The 19,924-nt window shown below is 42.0% G+C and carries 17 protein-coding genes; 6 read left to right on the plus strand and 11 right to left on the minus strand.

From position 1 onward, the window contains the following. Positions 1-453 precede the first annotated feature (453 nt). Complete coding sequence (locus DP114_RS21005) at positions 454-5,127, minus strand: WD40 domain-containing protein (RefSeq protein WP_172195257.1); 4,674 nt, start codon at positions 5,125-5,127, stop codon at positions 454-456. A gap of 160 nt (positions 5,128-5,287) precedes the next feature. Here DP114_RS21005 and DP114_RS21010 point away from each other — a divergent pair, with 160 nt between their 5' ends. Together DP114_RS21010 and DP114_RS21015 are read left to right on the plus strand one after the other, a co-directional pair. Further along, positions 5,288-6,682 carry an AAA-like domain-containing protein gene (locus tag DP114_RS21010; protein WP_169265071.1) on the plus strand — a complete coding sequence of 465 codons (1,395 nt, stop codon included), beginning with the start codon at positions 5,288-5,290 and terminating at the stop codon, positions 6,680-6,682. Between the two features lie 82 nt (positions 6,683-6,764). Beyond that, a complete protein-coding gene (locus tag DP114_RS21015) occupies positions 6,765-7,229 on the plus strand; it encodes a hypothetical protein (RefSeq protein WP_169265072.1) in 465 nt (154 codons plus the stop codon). A gap of 152 nt (positions 7,230-7,381) precedes the next feature. Here the strand turns inward: DP114_RS21015 and leuS are convergent, their stop codons facing one another. Next, positions 7,382-9,955 carry a leucine--tRNA ligase gene (leuS, locus tag DP114_RS21020; protein ID WP_171977045.1) on the minus strand — a complete coding sequence of 858 codons (2,574 nt, stop codon included), beginning with the start codon at positions 9,953-9,955 and terminating at the stop codon, positions 7,382-7,384. 141 nt (positions 9,956-10,096) lie between these two features. On the opposite strand from leuS, the gene DP114_RS21025 reads away from it, so the two are divergent. Beyond that, the gene (locus DP114_RS21025) at positions 10,097-10,684 is read left to right on the plus strand and encodes a shikimate kinase (protein WP_169265074.1); all 588 of its coding nucleotides are present in this window, start codon (positions 10,097-10,099) and stop codon (positions 10,682-10,684) included. 1 nt (position 10,685) lies between these two features. Here DP114_RS21025 and DP114_RS21030 read toward each other — a convergent pair whose 3' ends face one another. Both DP114_RS21030 and DP114_RS21035 read right to left on the minus strand, forming a co-directional pair. Then, entirely contained in the window at positions 10,686-11,171 is a 486-nt protein-coding gene (locus DP114_RS21030) for a nuclease-related domain-containing protein (protein WP_171977046.1), read from the minus strand. Positions 11,172-11,180: 9 nt separating this feature from the next. Beyond that, on the minus strand, positions 11,181-12,362 hold the full coding sequence (locus tag DP114_RS21035; protein ID WP_169264248.1) for an RNA-guided endonuclease InsQ/TnpB family protein: 1,182 nt from the start codon (positions 12,360-12,362) through the stop codon (positions 11,181-11,183). 57 nt (positions 12,363-12,419) lie between these two features. Between DP114_RS21035 and DP114_RS21040 the strand changes: the two genes are divergently transcribed. After that, on the plus strand, positions 12,420-12,581 hold the full coding sequence (locus tag DP114_RS21040; RefSeq protein WP_169264249.1) for a CopG family transcriptional regulator: 162 nt from the start codon (positions 12,420-12,422) through the stop codon (positions 12,579-12,581). Positions 12,582-12,605: 24 nt separating this feature from the next. Here DP114_RS21040 and DP114_RS21045 read toward each other — a convergent pair whose 3' ends face one another. Next, on the minus strand, positions 12,606-12,851 hold the full coding sequence (locus DP114_RS21045; protein ID WP_172195259.1) for a hypothetical protein: 246 nt from the start codon (positions 12,849-12,851) through the stop codon (positions 12,606-12,608). A 327-nt stretch (positions 12,852-13,178) separates the two neighbouring features. On the opposite strand from DP114_RS21045, the gene DP114_RS21050 reads away from it, so the two are divergent. After that, the gene (locus tag DP114_RS21050; RefSeq protein ID WP_171978250.1) at positions 13,179-13,583 is read left to right on the plus strand and encodes a gamma-glutamylcyclotransferase family protein; all 405 of its coding nucleotides are present in this window, start codon (positions 13,179-13,181) and stop codon (positions 13,581-13,583) included. A gap of 57 nt (positions 13,584-13,640) precedes the next feature. Here DP114_RS21050 and DP114_RS21055 read toward each other — a convergent pair whose 3' ends face one another. From DP114_RS21055 to DP114_RS21065, 3 genes are all read right to left on the minus strand, one after another. Continuing rightward, entirely contained in the window at positions 13,641-14,276 is a 636-nt protein-coding gene (locus DP114_RS21055; protein WP_169265076.1) for an anti-sigma factor family protein, read from the minus strand. Between the two features lie 156 nt (positions 14,277-14,432). Then, positions 14,433-15,089: a sigma-70 family RNA polymerase sigma factor gene (locus DP114_RS21060; RefSeq protein ID WP_169265077.1), complete on the minus strand. Its 657-nt coding sequence runs from the start codon at positions 15,087-15,089 to the stop codon at positions 14,433-14,435. Positions 15,090-15,453: 364 nt separating this feature from the next. After that, positions 15,454-15,633 (minus strand): hypothetical protein, encoded by a 180-nt coding sequence (locus tag DP114_RS21065; RefSeq protein WP_169265078.1) that lies wholly within the window; start codon positions 15,631-15,633, stop codon positions 15,454-15,456. 373 nt (positions 15,634-16,006) lie between these two features. On the opposite strand from DP114_RS21065, the gene DP114_RS21070 reads away from it, so the two are divergent. Then, the gene (locus DP114_RS21070) at positions 16,007-16,678 is read left to right on the plus strand and encodes a L,D-transpeptidase (protein WP_169265079.1); all 672 of its coding nucleotides are present in this window, start codon (positions 16,007-16,009) and stop codon (positions 16,676-16,678) included. 366 nt (positions 16,679-17,044) lie between these two features. On the opposite strand, the gene DP114_RS21075 is transcribed toward DP114_RS21070, so the two are convergent. The 3 genes from DP114_RS21075 to DP114_RS21085 form a co-directional block, all read right to left on the minus strand. Next, the gene (locus DP114_RS21075) at positions 17,045-17,578 is read right to left on the minus strand and encodes a late competence development ComFB family protein (RefSeq protein ID WP_169265080.1); all 534 of its coding nucleotides are present in this window, start codon (positions 17,576-17,578) and stop codon (positions 17,045-17,047) included. A gap of 100 nt (positions 17,579-17,678) precedes the next feature. Continuing rightward, a complete protein-coding gene (locus DP114_RS21080; protein ID WP_171977048.1) occupies positions 17,679-18,614 on the minus strand; it encodes a M23 family metallopeptidase in 936 nt (311 codons plus the stop codon). 155 nt (positions 18,615-18,769) lie between these two features. Further along, positions 18,770-19,894, minus strand: a complete 1,125-nt coding sequence (locus DP114_RS21085; protein WP_171977049.1) for a site-2 protease family protein — start codon at positions 19,892-19,894, stop codon at positions 18,770-18,772. Between the last annotated feature and the right edge of the window lie 30 nt (positions 19,895-19,924).

Here is a 19,924-nt window from a genome sequence, read left to right on the forward strand (position 1 = left end):
AGCCCTTGGTGATCTCCACAATTTCCAAATCAACTAGACTTTAAACTAAAGAGCGATCGCAAAAAGTTAAGCAGGCTATGAGTTAGTTGTATCCCACATTCCGCACTTCAAAATGTAACAAAAAATACTACTTTTATTGAAGATGGTAAATAAAAATACTCATAAGCTTTAAGTAAGTTGGCATGAAGAATAACCCTCTTTTGTCACTTTCGCTGAATGAAATCTGTAATGCCTAAATTGCGTTCGTGAAATGTCTATTTTCTAGTTGCTACAGTACGAAAGAATTCGGCATTCATTTTTCCTCTTCCTGGAGTGACAAAAGAGGGATAAACCGAGAGTTATGAAGAATGTCGGGTATCAGCAGGTGTCGTAACTGCTTCCGTTAAATATGAAAAACACATTTTTTGTAACTCTTTGTATATATATTGTGTAATTTGTTTCTCGATAGTCCCCTCATTTATTTGGACAAATCTCCTGGCGCAACTTATCACGGGTAGCGAGATAATCATTTAAATAGTTACAGCCCTGCGCCAGTAAATCATCTAAATCTATACTCCATAATTTAATGGTCTTGTCTAAACTTCCAGAAGCTAAGGTTTTGCCGTTAGGACTAAACACAACGCTGCTGACCCAACCTTGATGTCCAGTGAGGGAGGTAATTTCTTTTCCCGTCCCTACATTCCACAATTTTACGGTCTTGTCGCCACTAGCAGAAGCTAAGGTTTTGCCGTCTGGACTAAACACGACGCTGATGTAACCTTGATGTCCAGTTAGGGAAGCAATTTCTTTTCCCGTCCCTACATTCCACAATTTTATAGTCCCCCAATTAGAAGAAGCTAAGATTTTGCCGTCGGGACTAAACACAACACTGTAGACTTCACCTTGATGTCCAGTTAGGGAAATAATTTCTTTTCCCGTTCCCACATCCCACAATTTTATGGTCTTGTCTGAACTCGCAGAAGCTAAGGTTTTGCCGTTGGGACTAAACATAACGCTGTTGACCGAACCTTGATGTTCAGTCAGGGAGATAATTTCTTTTCCCGTCCCCACATTCCACAATTTTATGGTCTTGTCTAAACTCGCAGAAGCTAAAGTTTTGCCGTCGGGACTAAACACAACTCTGCTGACCGAATCTTGATGTCCAGTTAAGGAGACAACTTCTTTTCCCGTTCCTACATCCCACAATTTTATGGTCTTGTTGTCACTAACAGAAACTAAGGTTTTGCCGTCGGGACTAAACATAACGCTGTTGACATCAATTTCATGTCCAGTTAGGGAGGCAATTTCTTTTCCCGTTCCCACATCCCACAATTTTATGGTCTTCAAATCAGCAGAAGCTAAGGTTTTGCCGTCGGGACTAAACACGACGCTCCTGACTTCACCTTGATGTCCAGTGAGGGAGGTAATTTCTTTTCCCGTCCCTACATTCCACAATTGTATGTTTATGGTGTTGTCCCCAACAGAAGTGAATAAGAATTTGTCCGAACTCCCAGAAGCTAAGATTTTGCCGTCGGGACTAAACACGACGCTTGTGACATGAATTTGATGTCCAGTGAGGGAGGTAATTTCTTTTCCCGTCCCTACATTCCACAATTTTATGGTGTTGTCCGAACTCCCAGAAGCTAAGGTTTTGCCGTCGGGACTAAACACGACGCTGTTGACTGTTTCTTGATGTCCTGTTAGAGAGGCAATTTCTTTTCCCGTCCCCACATTCCACAATTTTATGGTGTTGTCCGAACTCCCAGAAGCTAAGGTTTTGCCGTCGGGACTAAACACGACGCTGTTGACTGTTTCTTGATGTCCTGTTAGAGAGGCAATTTCTTTTCCCGTCCCCACATTCCACAATTTTATGGTGTTGTCCGAACTCCCAGAAGCTAAGGTTTTGCCGTCGGGACTAAACACGACGCTGTTGACTGTTTCTTGATGTCCTGTTAGAGAGGCAATTTCTTTTCCCGTCCCCACATTCCACAATTTTATGGTGTTGTCCGAACTCCCAGAAGCTAAGGTTTTGCCGTCGGGACTAAACACGACGCTGTTGACTGTTTCTTGATGTCCTGTTAGAGAGGCAATTTCTTTTCCCGTCCCCACATTCCACAATTTTATGGTGTTGTCCGAACTCCCAGAAGCTAAGGTTTTGCCGTCGGGACTAAACACGACGCTGTTGACTGTTTCTTGATGTCCTGTTAGAGAGGCAATTTCTTTTCCCGTCCCCACATTCCACAATTTTATGGTGTTGTCCGAACTCCCAGAAGCTAAGGTTTTGCCGTCGGGACTAAACACGACGCTTTTGACTGTATCTTGATGTCCAGTGAGGGAGGCAACTTCTTTTCTGGTTCCCATATTCCACAATTTTATAGTCTTGTCCCCACTCGCGGAAGCTAAGGTTTTGCCGTCGGGACTAAACACGACGCTGGTGACTGTACTTTGATGTCCAGTAAGGGAGGTAATTTCTTTTCTGGTCCCCACATTCCATAATTTTATGGTGTTGCCCGAACTCCCAGAAGCTAAAGTTTTGCCGTCGGGACTAAACACGACGCTGTCTATTAATGAATGTTGTCCAGTTAGGGAGGCAACTTCTTTTCTGGTCCCCACATCCCACAATTTTATGGTCTTGTCCCAACTAGCAGAAGCTAAGGTTTTGCCATCGGGACTAAACACGACACTGTTGACATTACTTTGATGTCCAGTTAAAGAGGTAATTTCTTTTCTGGTCCCCACATCCCACAATTTTATAGTCTTATCGTCACTAGCAGAAGCTAAGGTTTTGCCATCGGGACTATACGCAACGCTGTTGACTTCACTTTGATGCCCCTCTAACTGATTGCGTTCGCGGATATTTAACAAGATTTCCTGTAAACTAAACAATGGGCTATAAGCTGGGTAATCAGCCAAAGATGGTTTACCTTTAACTAAACTTTTCAACTCCTTTCCAGCCCGCATTATTTCAACTAAATTCTCAATTTGCCTTCCTACATAGAACTGACGCAATGTTCTAACTCCTACTTGTTCTAATCGCGTAGCCGTCAGGGCATTTTTGCGTTGTGCTTCTGCGCTTTTTCGCTGATTTTCGGCGGTTTGTGCCAGTTGTTGTGCTTTTCGTCGCTGCTGTTGTGCATCTTCTTTTTGTTTTAAAGCGATTTCTCGGTCTTTCTTGGCTTGTCCCGTCTGTTTGCGCGCTGAGTCTTGTTGTTGCTTTGCTAAAGTTAGTCCATCTACAGCAGTTTGACGTGCTTGTTCTGCTTGTTGACGCTGTTTTTGAGCTAATAATGCTTGCTGCTGTGCTTGTTGTCTGTCTCCCTGAGCTTTACCAACTGCTTCGTTTGCAGATTTCTCTTTTTCTTTGGCTATATTTAATTGTTGGTCTTTTTGCAGCAAATCTTGCTCTTTCTTCTTTACATCCTCAGTCGCTTTTTTTAAATTAGCATTTGCACTTTTTTGGTTGGCTTGTGCTTTTGTGAATGCAGTCTCAGCTTGTTGTTTTTGGTCAGTAACAGATTGCAGTTCTTTATTTGCATTATTTAGTTTTGAAGTAGCTAAATCTTGTTTTTTAATAGCTTCACCTGCCGTTATCAATGCAGCTAACGCACCAATTATAGACAGCGCCAAAAAAACCGAAGCAACAATGCTAATACGAACCTGTCTCTTTGTCTTGCCTTCTGCTTCCGTCAAACGCTGATTAGCTTTTTTCTCTTTCTCCAAAGCTTTATTTTGTCTGACTTCTGCCTCCGCAACCTTTTGATTTAACTCTGCTTCTACACTCGTAGATAAAAATCTATAATCAACATCACTCAAACTTTTTCCACCAGCCCACACACGAGCAATTTCTAAATCTTCTCTCCGCAACAAACAGGACTCATCCTGGTATCCACTCTCTTGCCAAGCCTTTAAATTATTAGTATAGGGACGTAATTTACCTAGTTCATTCTCAACCCAATTAATATCAAAGACATTCCCATAAATCTTGTTATAAACCCTTAATTTTGTCTGCTGTTCAACTACTACCCCTGTTAACCGTAACCTCATTTGTTCAGGGCTACCATTAATAGCAATCTCACTCTGCTGCAAAATTTGCTGATATAAACCCAACAATGCCACAGTAATTTGCTCGTTAACTAATATCCTATCCCGAATTGTTTTTAAATGTTCTTCTTTATCCTGAGCTTCCCAATTTTCAATAATTCCACTTCTCACTACCCCTTCTACTAACTGTGTAATTAGGAACCTCTCCCCTAACCCCTCTCCGCTTCGGAGAGGGGAATTGTCAATTTTTTCGTTTCTTTGTTGTAGAGAATGAGAAACCATAAATTCAAAGCCTCTCTCCTCGTAGGAGAGAGGTTTGGAGAGAGGTTTTTTCAAAGTCACCTTTAACAAATTACAAACCTTCTGCGTCAATAAAGGTTGTCCCCCTGTCCAAGCCAAAACCTCTTGCATCAAAGCTTGCGGATTCTCTACCTTCCCCTCAAACCCTTTTGTCAAAGGTGCCACTTCATCCAATTTAAACCCATAAAGTTGAATCGCTCTCCCAATATTAAACGGTGTTCTTTCCTCATCCTTAATTAAATCTGAAGGTGTAGCTACTCCGAACAACGCAAAATTCAACCGCTTATACTCATCTTTAAAAGAGCGTCTTTGATAACAGCTTCTAATTGAAGCAAAAAAATCATCAGCAGGAAAGTCTAAACGAAGGATACTATCAATTTCATCCAGAAAAATGACAATATTTTGATGAATATTTGGCAGCACCAACTCATCAAAAAGCTTTTCCAAACGTCGCAGCGGAGTAATTTCGATAGATTTGTCCCACCATACAGCCAAATCTTCTGGTTCAACAAAATTCAGTTCAGTTAATAAACTATCAACAATACTCCCATACCACTGCTCAATGGTAATATCTTGACTACCCAATCCAGAAATATCAATCACAGCACAAGCAAAACCATCAGCTTGTAGCTGTTTCATCGTCCGCACCAACAAACTCGTTTTACCCATCTGCCGGGAGTTAAAAACATAACATAGCTCCCCTGCCTTTAGTGCATGATAAAGGTCATAATCTGCTTGCCTTGTTACATAGCTGGGAGCATCTGACTCTAAACTACCACCAACTTTATACTCGTAGTCTCCCGTCATAACTTTGTTTCTATAGGGATAAAAATTACATCGATACCTATCTTGAGTTTAACTTCCGGAATATTTAGTTCTTATTGTGTTGCTATTGAGTTGTTCTTTACTTTACCAAACAAATACTTATCCTGTAAGCTAAACTTGGTAGTTTATTTGTTACTCAGCTATGCCGCGTGGAATCCGAGTAAAGACAGAGTGTATTCCCCTAGTCAAGCAAAGAAAGTTACAAAAAGGTTTTGTCCGTCAAATCGATTTAGCTGAGAGAGTAGGTCGTAGTCAATCAGTAATTAACTTTTTCCTCAACGGTAGGACAGTTGAATACCTCAACTTCTACGAACTTTGCGAGGTATTAGGTTTTGAAGTTAACGAAATTGCCGATTTTGAAGCACTGGCAAGTGTAAATACACCAAAAACACAAAAAATAAATAGTTCCTCTTCTGACTCTTCTTTTTTACCTTCCCCCGTTGCGACTCCCAACTCCCCATCTTTAACTCTCGACCTAGAATATCCAGAAGGAGAAGTGCCATTAGATTCTCCCTTTTATATAGAACGTCTGCCCATTGAGCAACGTTGTTATGCGGAAATCAAAAAACCTGGTTCTCTAATTCGCATCAAAGCACCGCAGCACATGGGTAAATCTTCACTTCTCGCGCGGATTCTCCAACAAGCAGAAAACCAAGGTAATAAAGTAGTAAGCATCGATTTTCAGATAGCGGACGAGGAGTTTTTCTCAGACTTAAATAAATTTCTGCGGTGGTTTTGCGATACTGTCACCGAAGCATTAGCAGGAAATGACCGAGAATTGCTAGAAAAATTGCTGCAACAACTTGATGAGCATTGGAAATCTGGACAGCGCTTTGGTTACATGAAGTCTTGTAAAAATTACTTTGAGCGCTATTTATTCCCAGAAATCAACCAACCGCTGGTTTTAGGGTTAGAAAAAGTTGATAGATTATTTGAATATCCCAAAATCTACAAAGATTTTTTTGGATTGTTGCGTGCTGTCCATGAAGAAGCTAAACGTCGAGATATTTGGAAGCAATTAAGATTAGCGATCGCATATTCTACCGATGCTTATGTACCAGTTGATATTAACCAATCACCATTTAACGTTGGTTTAGCGTTGGAGTTACCAGAATTTACCCACGAGCAAGTAAAAGATTTAGCCCAACGTCATCAACTAAATTGGCACGATACAGAAATAAATAACTTGACACAATTAGTGGGAGGACACCCTTTTTTGGTACGTTTAGCTCTATTTAAAATAGCTAACGGAGAGATAAATTTAGCTAACTTCTTGCAAACAGCGCCAACAGCAGCAGGTATTTATCGTCAGCATCTGCAACGGCAAGAATATATTTTGCAGCAACAGCCAGAATTAGGGAAAGCAATGCAAGACATTGTTGCAAACGACCATCCTGTAATTTTAACAACAGAAATCAGGTTTAAATTATATAGTCTAGGATTGGTTACATTACAAAATGATCAAGTTATACCAAGATGTGAGCTATACCGTCAATATTTCTGTACTTTAATAAAAGACAATCAGAAAACAATATAACTCAAATTAACTCAATAACATCTCCAGTCTTAACTCAAGTCGCCACAGTGTTTGATGAGAATATCGAATTCAACAAACACCAATGTTAAATAAAACACTCAAAACCAAAGCACTTGCAACACTCGCTGCTATTTCGGCTACCTGTTTCCTTGCACCTACCGCAGTCCGTGCTGATAATAGCCAATATGTTAATGATATTCGTAGCCAACTAATACGAGCAGCAAGATCTGCTGGTTTCCACAATTTGACTTTAACTCATGAACCTGTTGTCGATTCACTCGCCCACGGTCGTTCTCATAATATTACAATTAATCTGCGTGCAGGTACACCATACGCCATAATTGGAGTGTGCGACAGAGATTGTCGAGATTTAGATATTGGACTTTATGATAGTGCTGGAAATCTAATTGCTTCTGATTCGGACAATGATGATACTCCTGCCATTGGTATAAATCCGAACTATAGTGGAGCCTATCGAATTCGGGTTAATATGGCTAGTTGCAGTGATAATCCTTGTTACTACGGTGTTGGTGCATTTGGTCGATAGAACCAAATTATTGACATCAACTTTATCAGATTTCAGACGTTGCTGAATCACGATATGAACTATGCGATCGCCTAAAAAAGCACAAATAAAAAAGAAGGCAACAAAGATATTACCTTCTTCCTTTTCTTCATTTCGTCAATGAGAAAAACCCTTTAACCAAGGACAAAATTTACTAACTTTCCTGGCACCACAATCACCTTTTTAATTTCCTTACCCTCAAGAAAACGCTGGACAATTTCTGACTCACGAGCATACTTTTCCAACTCTGCTTTATCTGCTTGTGCCGGAACTTGAAGATCTGCACGCTTTTTGCCGTTAACTTGAATCACCAAAGTTATTTCATCAGCAACTAAGGCAGATTCATCATACTTGATCCAAGCTTGTTTGTGGACTGATTCGTTATGACCCAATTGCTGCCACAATTCTTCAGAAATGTGAGGTGCAAAAGGTGCCAGCAACACCACCAAAGTCTCAATACCTTCTGCATAAATCGGTGACTCTTTGCAGCTAGCGTCAGCCAAAGCGTTACTCAATTTCATCAATTCTGATACCGCCGTATTGAATTGATATTCACCTTCCATATCTTCCGTAGCTTCTTTGATAGCAATGTGAATTGCCCGCCGCAAGTCTTTTTCTGCTTTACTCAATTGAGTTTGCCGATTGCTAACTTTTCTAGACTGGGGGGTAAAATCAGTAACCAATCGCCAAACCCTGTTCAAGAAGCGGAATTGTCCTTCCACATCAGCTTCATCCCATTCCAAGTCTTTTTCTGGGGGCGCTTTGAACAAGATGAACATCCGGGCAGTGTCCACACCATATTTGCTGATAACTTCTTCTGGTGCGACACCGTTGCCCTTAGACTTAGACATGGTGGCGTAAAGGCGTTGCAATAATTCACCTGTTTGCGGATCGCGAGGGTCATTTGGATTACTAACAAGATAGGAAGGAATCCATTTATCTTTTCCAGACTTGTTAGGATTTAAATAAGTTAAACCCTGCACCATGCCTTGAGTCAACAGGCGTTGGAAAGGTTCATCAAAATTCAACAAACCTCTGTCTCGCAATACTTTTGTAAAGAACCGCGAATACAACAAGTGCAAAATCGCGTGTTCAATACCACCTACATATTGATCCACTGGCATCCAGTCATTTGTCTTCGCGGAATCAAAAACCTGTTGCTCATTTTTAGCATCGGTAAAGCGCAAGAAGTACCACGAGGAATCAATAAAGGTATCCATCGTGTCAGTTTCCCGCTTTGCCGGAGTACCACAAGTTGGGCAAGGCACATTCACCCAATTTTCCAATTTAGCCAAGGGTGAAGGTCCGCGTCCAGAAAATTCAACATTTTCTGGCAACTGCACTGGCAAATCTTCTTCAGGAACTGGTACTGTGCCACAGTTCGGACAGTGAATCACTGGGATGGGTGCGCCCCAGTATCTTTGCCGTGAAATCAACCAATCCCGCAAGCGATACTGTACGCGTGCTTTGCCAAAACTTTGTTTTTCAGCGTATTCCACGATCGCACTCTTAGCATCTGTGGAAGCCATGCCATCAAATTGACCGGAATTAACCACAATTCCTGGTTCTGTATATGCCGCTTGTGGAGTAGAATCCTTATCTGCTTCTGCCTGTGGTACAATCACCACTTTAATAGGCAGATTCTGTTCCTTGGCAAACTTAAAATCTCGTGCGTCGTGTGCGGGAACGCCCATCACTGCGCCCGTACCGTACTCGTACAACACGTAATCAGCAATCCAGATAGGAATTTCTTCTCCAGTAAACGGGTTTATTGCTTTACCCCCAGTGGGAATTCCGCGCTTGGGTTTATCTTCAGCGGTGCGTTCCAACTCGCTTTGATTGGAAACCTCTTGAATAAAAGCTTCTACTTCTGCTTCTCGTTCTTGTGTAGCGACGCGCTTTGTCAAAGGATGTTCTGGCGCTAACACAACGTAGCTAACGCCAAAAACTGTATCTGGACGTGTGGTATACACGCCGATTTTTTCTTCCATCCCAACAATGGGAAATTCCAAGTAAGCCCCTGTGGATTTACCAATCCAGTTTGCCTGCATCAACTTGACGCGTTCTGGCCAACCTGGTAATTTGTTGAGGTCATTCAACAATTCTTCAGCGTAGTCAGTAATTTTTAAAAACCACTGCCGCAAGAGTTTGCGTTCAACTTTGGCACCACTACGCCAGGAACGTCCTTCGCCGTCAACTTGCTCATTTGCCACGACAGTTTGGTCAATTGGGTCCCAGTTTACAGCAGCTTCTTTTTGGTAAGCCAACCCCGCTTTTAAAAATTGCAAGAAAATCCATTGCGTCCACTTATAATAATCAGGCGAACACGTGGCAAGTTCGCAATCCCAATCAATGGACAAGCCAAGACGCTTTAATTGTTGCTGCATCTGAGCCATATTTTCATACGTCCACTTCGCCGGCGGTATTCCTCTATCAATCGCGGCGTTTTCTGCTGGTAAGCCAAAAGCATCCCAACCCATAGGATGTAGTACCCGATAACCTTGCATCCGTTTGAGGCGAGCAATTACATCAGTAATCGTATAATTACGGACGTGACCCATGTGCAGGCTGCCCGAAGGATAAGGGAACATGGACAACGCGTAGTATTTTGGCTTATTGCTATCTGTAATAGTTTTATCTAAGCCTTGTTCAGTCCATGTTTTTTGCCATTTTTCCTCAATTGCTGCTGGGTTATATCGGGACTCCACAACGAGAACTCCTAACTGAATTTAATAGTCGCTTCTGTTTCGCTATTGTGGCATACTCTAGAGTTACCGTGACGGCACTGCGATCCGCGCATATTAAAGCGATGGTGTTGGCAGCGGTTCTGTGGCTGACAATAGAAGAACATGAAATCAGACATCATTCTCATTGGTCCGATTGGTACTGGCAAAACTACGATTGGGGCGCTTCTAGCTCACAGGCTCAGTCTTCCACAATACTCGATGGATGAGCGACGGTGGGACTACTACAAAGCGATCGGCTATGACGAGGAACTAGCAAAGCATAAACGAGAAACTGAGGGGTTCTGGGGAGTCTACCAGTATTGGAAGCCATTTGAAGCCTATGCTGTTGAAAGGCTGCTATCCGAACATAACCAATGCATCATTGATTTTGGGGCTGGTCATTCCGTGTATGAGGACGCTGTTTTATTCCAACGAGTTCAGCAAGCTCTAGCACCGTATCCTAATGTTGTTCTTTTACTTCGATCACCCAACGAATATGAGTCGGTGCAGATCCTTAATGAGCGCAATAAGTATGTGCCAGATGATAAACCAAACATCAACGAACACTTCATCAGACACGCCTCAAACTATGAGCTTGCGAAGTTCACGCTATACACCAAAGGCAAGACACCAGAAGAAACTTGCAGCGAGATTCTCAACTTGATAAAGGGTAAGTCCTTGTATGGTTGGAACCATTCAACCAGTTGTTAAACTAGCTATATTTTGTCAATTTCTTTGGTGCTGACGTCAATAAACTTAATAAATTTACTGCATTAACTACATATACACCATTAATTTGCTTGTTCTGCTTGATTTTCTCTAGATTTGCCTGTGTAAAACAAATGATTGGTTGCACAAAACTCACGCGCTTCATATCTTTTAAAGCACTTGCCTGACCCTTAACTGCTTGTAACAAGTTTTTCCCGTAAAAATCATGAACCTGCTTGCCGTAGCGTCGCTTCAGCATAGCACCATCAAAAAATATTCTGCCTTTGTTACTTTTGACATCTATTACAAAATAATTGCTTTTAGGGGAACACAAAAATACATCCGCATCACCCCAGCGCTTAAGCGGAACATTGTATTCAATTATCCAGCCTTGGCGTTCCAGAGGTTTTAACAGTCGCGCTACCTCTTCTTCTGCTCCATAAAACTTATACATTGCTGAACAATGCGGTTTATTTCTCGCTTCAGCCAAGGTAGTCGGCTACTTCTTGTCTACGAGCGTCACTTCCGGTTGAGCCAACCGTACAAAATCCAATGGTGCGTTCAACAAGTTATAAGCCGCATTCAAATCCCTATCCATCGTTATTGTGTGAGCCAAGCACGATCTATCTTGACACTGATAAACTCGGTCAGAAAGTTTCAGATTATCGTGCTTGTTCCCGCAGATTGAGCATAGTTTTGACGATGGATACCACCTGTCAACTAACTCTACCTTGGTTCCGAAAAATTCAGACTTGTAGATTAGTTGACGACGGAATTCGTAAAATCCTAAATCAGAAATTGCTGACGAAAGTTTTCTATTAGCCAGCATTCCTGAAACGTTTAGGTCTTCTATCCGAATCCGGTAAAACTTACAGCTTATATCTGTTGTCGTCTTATGCAGAAAATCTTGGCGTTGATTGGCGATTCGAGCGTGTTTCTTGGCAATAGAGTTATAAAACTTCTTTGCTCTATTCGACTGTTTTATTCCTTGGCGACGGTTGCCAGATTGCTTATTTCGATTTCGCCACTGTGCCTTGGCTAGCTTGGTTTTCGCTCTTTTATAAGGCTTGGGGGCTTCAATTTGGAAACCATCACTGAGGGTGCAAAAACATTTCACGCCTAAATCAATTCCTACCGCTTCTTGTGGGTGATAAGTTGGCGGTATTCTATCAGCATCTACTGCAAAAGATACGTACCATTTATCAGCTTGGCGACTGATAGTAAAAGTTTGCGTGCAGTACGAACACGGGTTCGCTTCTTTGAGACGAAAAGTCCCTAAAGTCGGAATCTTTATCTTTTTGCCAAACAAGATTAAAACCTTGCCATTGCTGTCGTAAACAGTAAACGAATCTCCATTCTTCTTCGATTTCAAGACAGGTTTACCAGATAACCCTTTAGCCCATCTTTGGTAAGCCTGTCCTAAATCCATAAAAGCTCGTTGATAAACCTTGGACGATAGCTCGTTCATCCATTGATTTTCTGGTTGCTTTTTGGTGTAGTTGGTGAATACTTTCTTTATTTCGTTTATCTGTTTAGTGATACTTCCTTTTACTCCAGCAGAGTGCAAACCCTGTGTCAGTGCCAAGCCGTAGTTATAAACAAAACGTGCATAACCAGAATGTTTACGCATCAAAGTTTGCTCTTTATTATTTAGTTTTAGCTCTACTTTGATGGCGTACATTGCAGATTATATTTTTGTTTTATACGATTATTGTACGTATAATTGCACGGCATGTCAATGGCTAAACAAACGGAAAGGTTAGAGATTCGGATTACAGCAGACGAATTAAAAACACTAGAGCTATATTGTCAGCTAGTTGATTTGAATAAAAGTGATGTGTTGCGAGAATACATTCAGTCCTTGAAAAAGAAAATAAAGAAAATGAACAGCAATGTTTAGATATGTTCAGAGCTTTACAGTGATTCAACGTTTAGGACGATCTCCGTGGGCACCTTGGTCTGCTTGATTGGCTTTGACCCACAACTTTTGCCCCTGTTGGTAAAGCAAAGCTGCACCAACCCAGCAGCCAAGCACAACCAATATTCCCAATCGCGACGGGATTGATATCAGTAACAAAATCAAAAAGGGAGAGACAACTAAACTAAATGCCCCTCCAAAGCATGCTAAAGCTTTAGTTCTACGTTCGTGGGCTAGTTGTCTAATTCTCATGCCAGCTTTTGGCACATCCACTCCCCCAATTTAAATCGTTACATTTATAATATTGGGAGAATTGGCAAAATTTTACAGCTTGTGCAGAATAGACTACATCTTTGACAGTGTAAATAGAATGTAGTATTGTATTGCAAGCAGAATATGAGTAAAAGACTTACATTGAAACGGTTTTGGGCCTGATTACCAGGGAAGTTTCCCAAATCGATTCATGTGGCGACGAAGAAGAAATTTCTGCTCAAGGTTTTAATCTCGGTCTTTGCCAATACCCTTGAAACACGCATTTTCGTAACTAGCAACTTCAGGAGTTATTAAAGATTCTTGGTGATAAAAGTTTTTGTCTACGGGACTCTTAAACCAGGTGAAGAAAATTATTCCAGGTACTGTGCTGGTAAGGTAGTCAATACTACTAGAGCCGTTGCACAGGGAAAATTATTTGCCCTACCAATGGGTTATCCAGCAATGATACCAGGAGATGACGCCGTATACGGATATTTACTCTCATTAACTAACTCAGATGTGTTGACGGCTTTGGACGAGTTGGAAGGTTACCATCCTGATCGAGACGCATCAGAAAACCTTTACAACAGAAAGCAAATAGAAACCCAGGATCTACAAGGACACTTGCTTGGTTATGCCTGGGTTTACATAATGACAGAAAAGCTAGCCATTCAATTACAAGGTATCCACCAACCCAATGGTTGGTGGAGTAGTTCTCATAAACACAAATGATGAATTCTAAATTTTTTTAACTTAATTTTTTACTTAAAATTCATCATTCATAACTTTTTAATTTACATAGTCTTTAATATTGAACTCATGCTCAATATCTTGCGATTGAGGCTCTACTTTTTTATCATCTAAATTTTCAACAGAGGCTTCTGCTGTTTTTGGAATTGGGATCACTGGATTATTTATAGCAACCCTAAGCGGTGAGGCGACAACAGGAGTAGACATTACTGATTGTGTCTGCGTTGGTTGGTTTTGAGCCAATTGAAGTAGCCTAGACTCACCACCTGTCAGTAGACCAGAAAAGGCACTAATCATGCAAGCTGCAATAGCAGCCCCTCCAGCCATCAATACTAGCCTAGGGCGACGGCGCAAACGTGCCATCACTTGCTCGACTGTTTCTTCTACTGACTGTTGTGGTTCAGGTACTGGAATAGCCCGTACACCTTGTCGCAACTTTAATAGTCGCGCATGCAAACGCTTAACTGTCGCATCTTCTGCAAGCCATCGCTCGACTTGCTTGCGTTCAGCAGCCGTCACCTCACCATCGAGGTAAGCACTCAATAACTCGAAGCGATCGCGCTTCACCATATCCATAGCACCCGTTAATTCATTGGTATGCTCAGTATTCCCACCTCGCAAATCTTTGTGATGTTGCAAGGCAGAACGGTCATCAAACTGAGAATCAGTAGTCATTTTAACATTATTACCAATTCCTACACGGGTAAACACAGCGGACTAAGATGAGAAATTAATCAATTCTTTTCCTGTTGGCAGAAGCACTCTGCTATCTCTTTCATAATACTAACGAATTATCATAATCTGCCATTAACCAAAGGATGGAAACTGTTATTACGAATCTAAATAATTTTGCAACTGAGATTGCAATCTCGCTCTTGCTCTAGCTATTCTCGACTTAACTGTTCCTAGAGAAACACCAGTAATTTCGGCAATTTCTTCATATGCCAATCCTTCGATTTCTCGCAGAACTATTGTTGTACGGAATACTTCTGGCAAATCAGCGATCGCCTCACGTAGTTGCTCATAAAACTCTCTAGTCGTCAGTTCTTCCTCGGGTCCAGGAGTATCTCCTGCAATTTCCCAATCCATCTCGCCATCGTCTACCGAACGGGGAGCATCCAGTGACAAAGGACTGACAACCCGCTTGCGCTTACGCAACTCATCGTAAAACAAGTTGGTGGCAATACGGCTTAACCAGCCTCGGAATTTGGATGGTTCTTGTAATCGGTTAATATTCCGATATACACGAATCCAAACCTCTTGAGCCAAATCAGCTCTGTCAGGCCAATCAGGAGCTAGATGGTATAAGACTCTATCTACCTGGGATTGATATCTACGTAACAACTCAGCAAACCCAGCACGCTCAGGGCGTAATCCTGCTTGACAACGCAAAATTAGGTCATGATTTGAGAGTTTCTCAACTTGTACTGAGGTTTCTGGAAGCCTTGTATCAACTGTTGACCAGGATACAGTAATCGATTGACTCATAGATCGCACTGGCTTTAAATCATCCCTATCTATTAGACCTGTTAATCAGTTGGAAGTTCCTTGATAGAGTGACGGATTTTTGACTGGAACACTCTTGGTATACTAAACTAGACACAAAGATAATGGAACAAAAAAAGACTTCATACGTCTATTACAAATACACCCACCTTTGTGCACCTCTTTGTTATGAGGTACAACTATAGGGCAATCTTACTTATGTTTGTGCGATCTTGAGAACTGACCACTTACGCTTGACAAAGTTTGAACAAAAAACAAGTTAAAACAAAATCAACTCAGTAAGATTCAACAATCCACGAGACTAATAATGCATTTTGTGTTCTGTGAGTTTTGAATTCTTTGTTGGTCATTTGCTTTGTTTCAAAAAAATTTCTTGCCGTGGCAATGTTACCACGATATTTGCTGCTCTTTCAGCTTCTTGTTGGTAATTCTTGAGATTTGCATTCGCTTGCTTGGGTATGTGAACTTGCGAAAACAGATTTAAAGAAAAAGTAATCGTAACTGCTAACAATAGTTTTTCCAACATAATTTTTCTCTCACCCACGCCAATTAATGATTGCTACATTTAGTGAAGAGTTCCACTCCAAGGAAAGTTTCTGATCTGAATTTGGTTCATGTCAAAGCAGTAACGGAATGTCCTTAAGACCTAGTTTGCCTGGGAGTATTGACGAATTCATGAGGAAACTGATAAATCTTGATGAATTTTTGGTAACCAAATCATGAGAAGATAAAAAAAATATAAGTATAACTATTGTTCGCTCTTGATTTTTAATGAATGCCAGTTTTGAAGAGTTGGTACAGGGTAGGGCTATGGTGGGTAGAGTAGATCAAAGGTTAGAGTAAGGTAGGGTAAGCTGATAGCTAAATGGAAGAGCTGGGTCTCTTAAAGAGAATAGACGATGGCGAGAGTAAGAAACGACTTATTAACACGTGTAGTGATGTTGCTCTGTTTTGGTACAGCACTGCTATCTCTGGCTGTCCGCTGGCACATGACGAGTTCTACGACTGCTGATACAAAGTTAAAAACAGGTGGAAACGTTATTTTATCTGAGAAAGCCTTTGCAGCAGAAAAACCGTGGCAACTGATACAGGGAAGACAGAATGCAATTGCGTCCAATATCTCAAATTTGCTATCGGCTAAAAGTTCGGCTCAAGAAAAATCATCTCTTGGGTTGGTATCTGGAAAGACTTTATTGGTAGTTGCTTTGAGCGATCGCCGCGTTTACGTTTATCATGGGGATGTTGTTGTTGCAAGCTACCCAATAGGTGTGGGGAAAAAAGGCTGGGAAACCCCCACTGGTACCTTCGAGATTATACACAAGCAACTCAATCCTATGTGGCGTCACCCAATTACTGGCAAAGTCTTTCCGTCAGGTGAAGATAGTCCTTTAGGAGACAGGTGGATTGGTTTTTGGTCAGATGGACGCAATCAAATTGGCTTTCACGGCACACCAGATGAGGAGGTTGTGGGCAGTGCAATATCCCATGGGTGCTTGCGGATGCGTAATCCTGATGTGCGCTTACTTTACCACCAGGTGAGTTTAGGTACACCAGTGGAAGTCCGTCAATAATAATGATGAGTTATGAGTTATGAGTTATTTGTCATTTCTTTTTGATGAATGACAAATAACGAATGACCGAAGAGGGGGAAAGTGGGGATTAGGGGCGAAGGGGCAGGGGGAAAGGGGAAGGATCCAAGGGTACAAGCCCCAGACCGCCACGCTTCGCTCGCGGCGCTGCGCGACTTTCTTCATGGAGGGGGAAAAGATTCAATTCGTTAGCGTAGCTAACGCAGTGCGACGCAAAGTGTGAGAATTTCGGTGTCCTTACTTCAAGCCAAGAGCTTTAGTTTGGTGGTTCCCTTTCCCCTTTAACCTTTAACCTTTTCCCTGCCCGTTCGCGCAGCGTGTCCGTAAGGACTTAGGGCGTGACTACTCTCATTTTTGCTCAAAATGAGGTGCGTATGCTTGGAGTAAGGTACTAACTTGGCGCAGAACTTCGTTGCCAGTATTTTTTGTTCCAACTGGCGTCCTGTCATCATTCGGTCGGTCTAAGTTTCTAACGATCGCCTCGGCGACTCGCTGGGCAATCAATTTCTGGAGTTCTTTTTTGGCACGTTGGCGCTGGTAGTTGGCACCTTCTTCTGTGGTGGCATACAAAGGTGGTAGGCGGTTCAGGGCGTAAGCGGCAATATCCCCAACATCGAGAGAACTTTCGCTAGTTGCCTCAATTTCTGCTACACGGGATATTGCTTCTGTGAGTACCAACTCTTCCATAACGTTGATAAATTGTTTGCGTGGTACCGCCACCACTTCCCCAGTCAATAGCGCGCCCATCAACTGATCCAACGCCATGTACTCTTGTTTTGAGAGTTCATTCGCGCTATCACAGATTCGCCCAACATCTGCTTCCATTGCTGGTGTTAGATAACCATCCCGGAGAGCTTGTTCCACAATTTTTTCAATACTCATAACGCTCATCATTTTTTAGCCATCCAAGCAAGGGGGGGCACGGTACCAATCAATCCTATTTATTTTGCCCACATATGAGCAAAGAATACGCAAATAGTTACTATTTTACTGCTTGATCTCTCCAAGGTACAGGGTCAATAGATTTTCCATTCACATAAAGTCCCCAATGTAAATGTGGACCTGTAGAAGCGCCAGTTGCACCCACAGCGCCAATGAGTTGACCAGGTTTGACAATATCACCTTCTTTAACATTAATACGACTCAGATGCATAAAAATACTTGCCACTCCTTGCCCGTGGTCAATCCCAACAACATTACCATGAACTCGGAACCCTTGAGATACCTTACCTACTAAGGCAACGCGTCCTGCAGCTGGGGCGACAACAGGCGAACCAGCTGCCCCAGCATAATCAACGCCGCGATGGTAATAATCATTTGCGAATTTACCATTATAATAGCGACGAACACCATAAATTGTTGTGATCGGGCCTTTATTCGGTGCCAAAAAAGCCGCATCCCAAAACTTTTCTGGTGTTCGTATTGCCTTAAACTCTGCTGCACGCTTGAGTTCATACTCTGTGGCTTCCACACCAGCTTTTCCTGGGGGTAGGTTAATGCGCTGTATGGGGAATTTGCGATCGCGTACTTGTATGGATAAATTCTGCACTTGACCTTCAAAAGAAACCTGAACATTTCTGGTTCCAGCTTTTTCCAAAGGCGTGGTGGGGATAAAAGCCCGATACTGTTGTGGTGCTATTTCATATGCTGGATAAGTCTGATCACCATTAGTGACTGTGACATTGCTACCATTAGCTGGATTATCTAAATTCACGACAACTGATATAGTATCGCCAAGTCTAGGAGTTTCTGGACTGACTTGTACTTGTAACGCTTTAGCTTCCCCCGCTAAAGCAATGGGCAAAGCCGCGAATATTCCTAGGACAACACTGATTGCACTGAACTTAGCAATTCTTGCTGGAACGCCTAAACTTAGGACTTTCTTATTAAGCTTACTGGTGTGATATTCGACAGTCATAAAGATGGTACAAAAATTTTCAATCCTTCTGTTGAACAACAGACTACCGTATTGTTTCAGGTGTTTCCCAATCTTGACCAAAACGTAAATACACTTTCCTCCCCACTTCTTTTAAAAGTGGAGAGGAAAGGCGATGTTGTTTAAACAACTCATGATTATGCAGGATTCGCTTGCACTCTCCTTTGAAGGAGGCTGATAATTGAAGCTTTTTCTAGAAGTCCGACCAGTACGCCATTGTCACAAATTACGGCAAGTGCAGATAACTTCTGTTGTTCTAAAAGCTGCATCACTTCCAACAAGGGTTTGTCAGATTGGACAGTGACGACTTGTTGGACTGGTCGCATAACTTCTCGTACTTGAGTTTCTGACCAAAGTGCTGTGGAGACAGTTCGCAAATCTTGAACAGATATTGCTCCTACCAATTGTCCACTTTCATCAGTCACCAAGAAGCGATGCCAGTTTTGACCATTCAAAATACGCTCGTCAGCAAACTCTCTCAGGGTTAGACTCGCAGACACAGTTGAACTATCCAGTGTGACTGCATCGGCTGCTGTTAAACCAGTCAATTGTTCTTGTACTTTAGCAAACTGAGCTGCATTCCCAGCATTTCGCACTAAGAAGAAACCAATTAACAAATTCCAGATGTTAGCAAAGCTACCAAACAATAGTACTGGAAGTAAACCAGAGGCTACAGCTATCCAACCAAAGATTTGCCCAACTCGACTGGCAAAAACGACGCCTTTATATGGATTACCTGTTACTTTCCAAACAAGAGCTTTCAGTATATTTCCACCATCTAGAGGCAAGCCCGGAATAAGGTTAAATAGAGCTAATGCCAAGTTAATAGAAGCCAGTAGTCCAATGATTGCTGCCAATGGTCCTGTTGGAGTAGCCACAAAACCGATAGCTGTCAGTATCGCGAATAGCACTAAGCTAACTAAAGGACCTGCAACTGCAACCCAAAAAGCTTCCGCTGGAGTTTTCGATTCTCTTTCTAAGCTTGCCAACCCACCAAATATGAATAGTGTAATTGATTTTACATCTATTCCTTGACGAATAGCGACAAAGCTATGTCCTAATTCATGGGCGACAACCGAAGAAAATAACAATACTGCTGTCAGCAATCCCAGTGGCAAAGCTAATCCACCACTTAATTGAGGAAATTGTGCTGCTAGTCCACCGCTGTAGCTTAAAGTCACTAGGAACAGGATTAAAAACCAAGACGGATGGATATAGAAGGGAATCCCGAAGAGATTGCCAACGCGAATAGTCCCATTCATACCTTTCACCTTTGATTTCAACTTACAGAG

This window comes from Brasilonema sennae CENA114, assembly GCF_006968745.1.
Taxonomy (GTDB): Bacteria; Cyanobacteriota; Cyanobacteriia; order Cyanobacteriales; family Nostocaceae; genus Brasilonema; species Brasilonema sennae.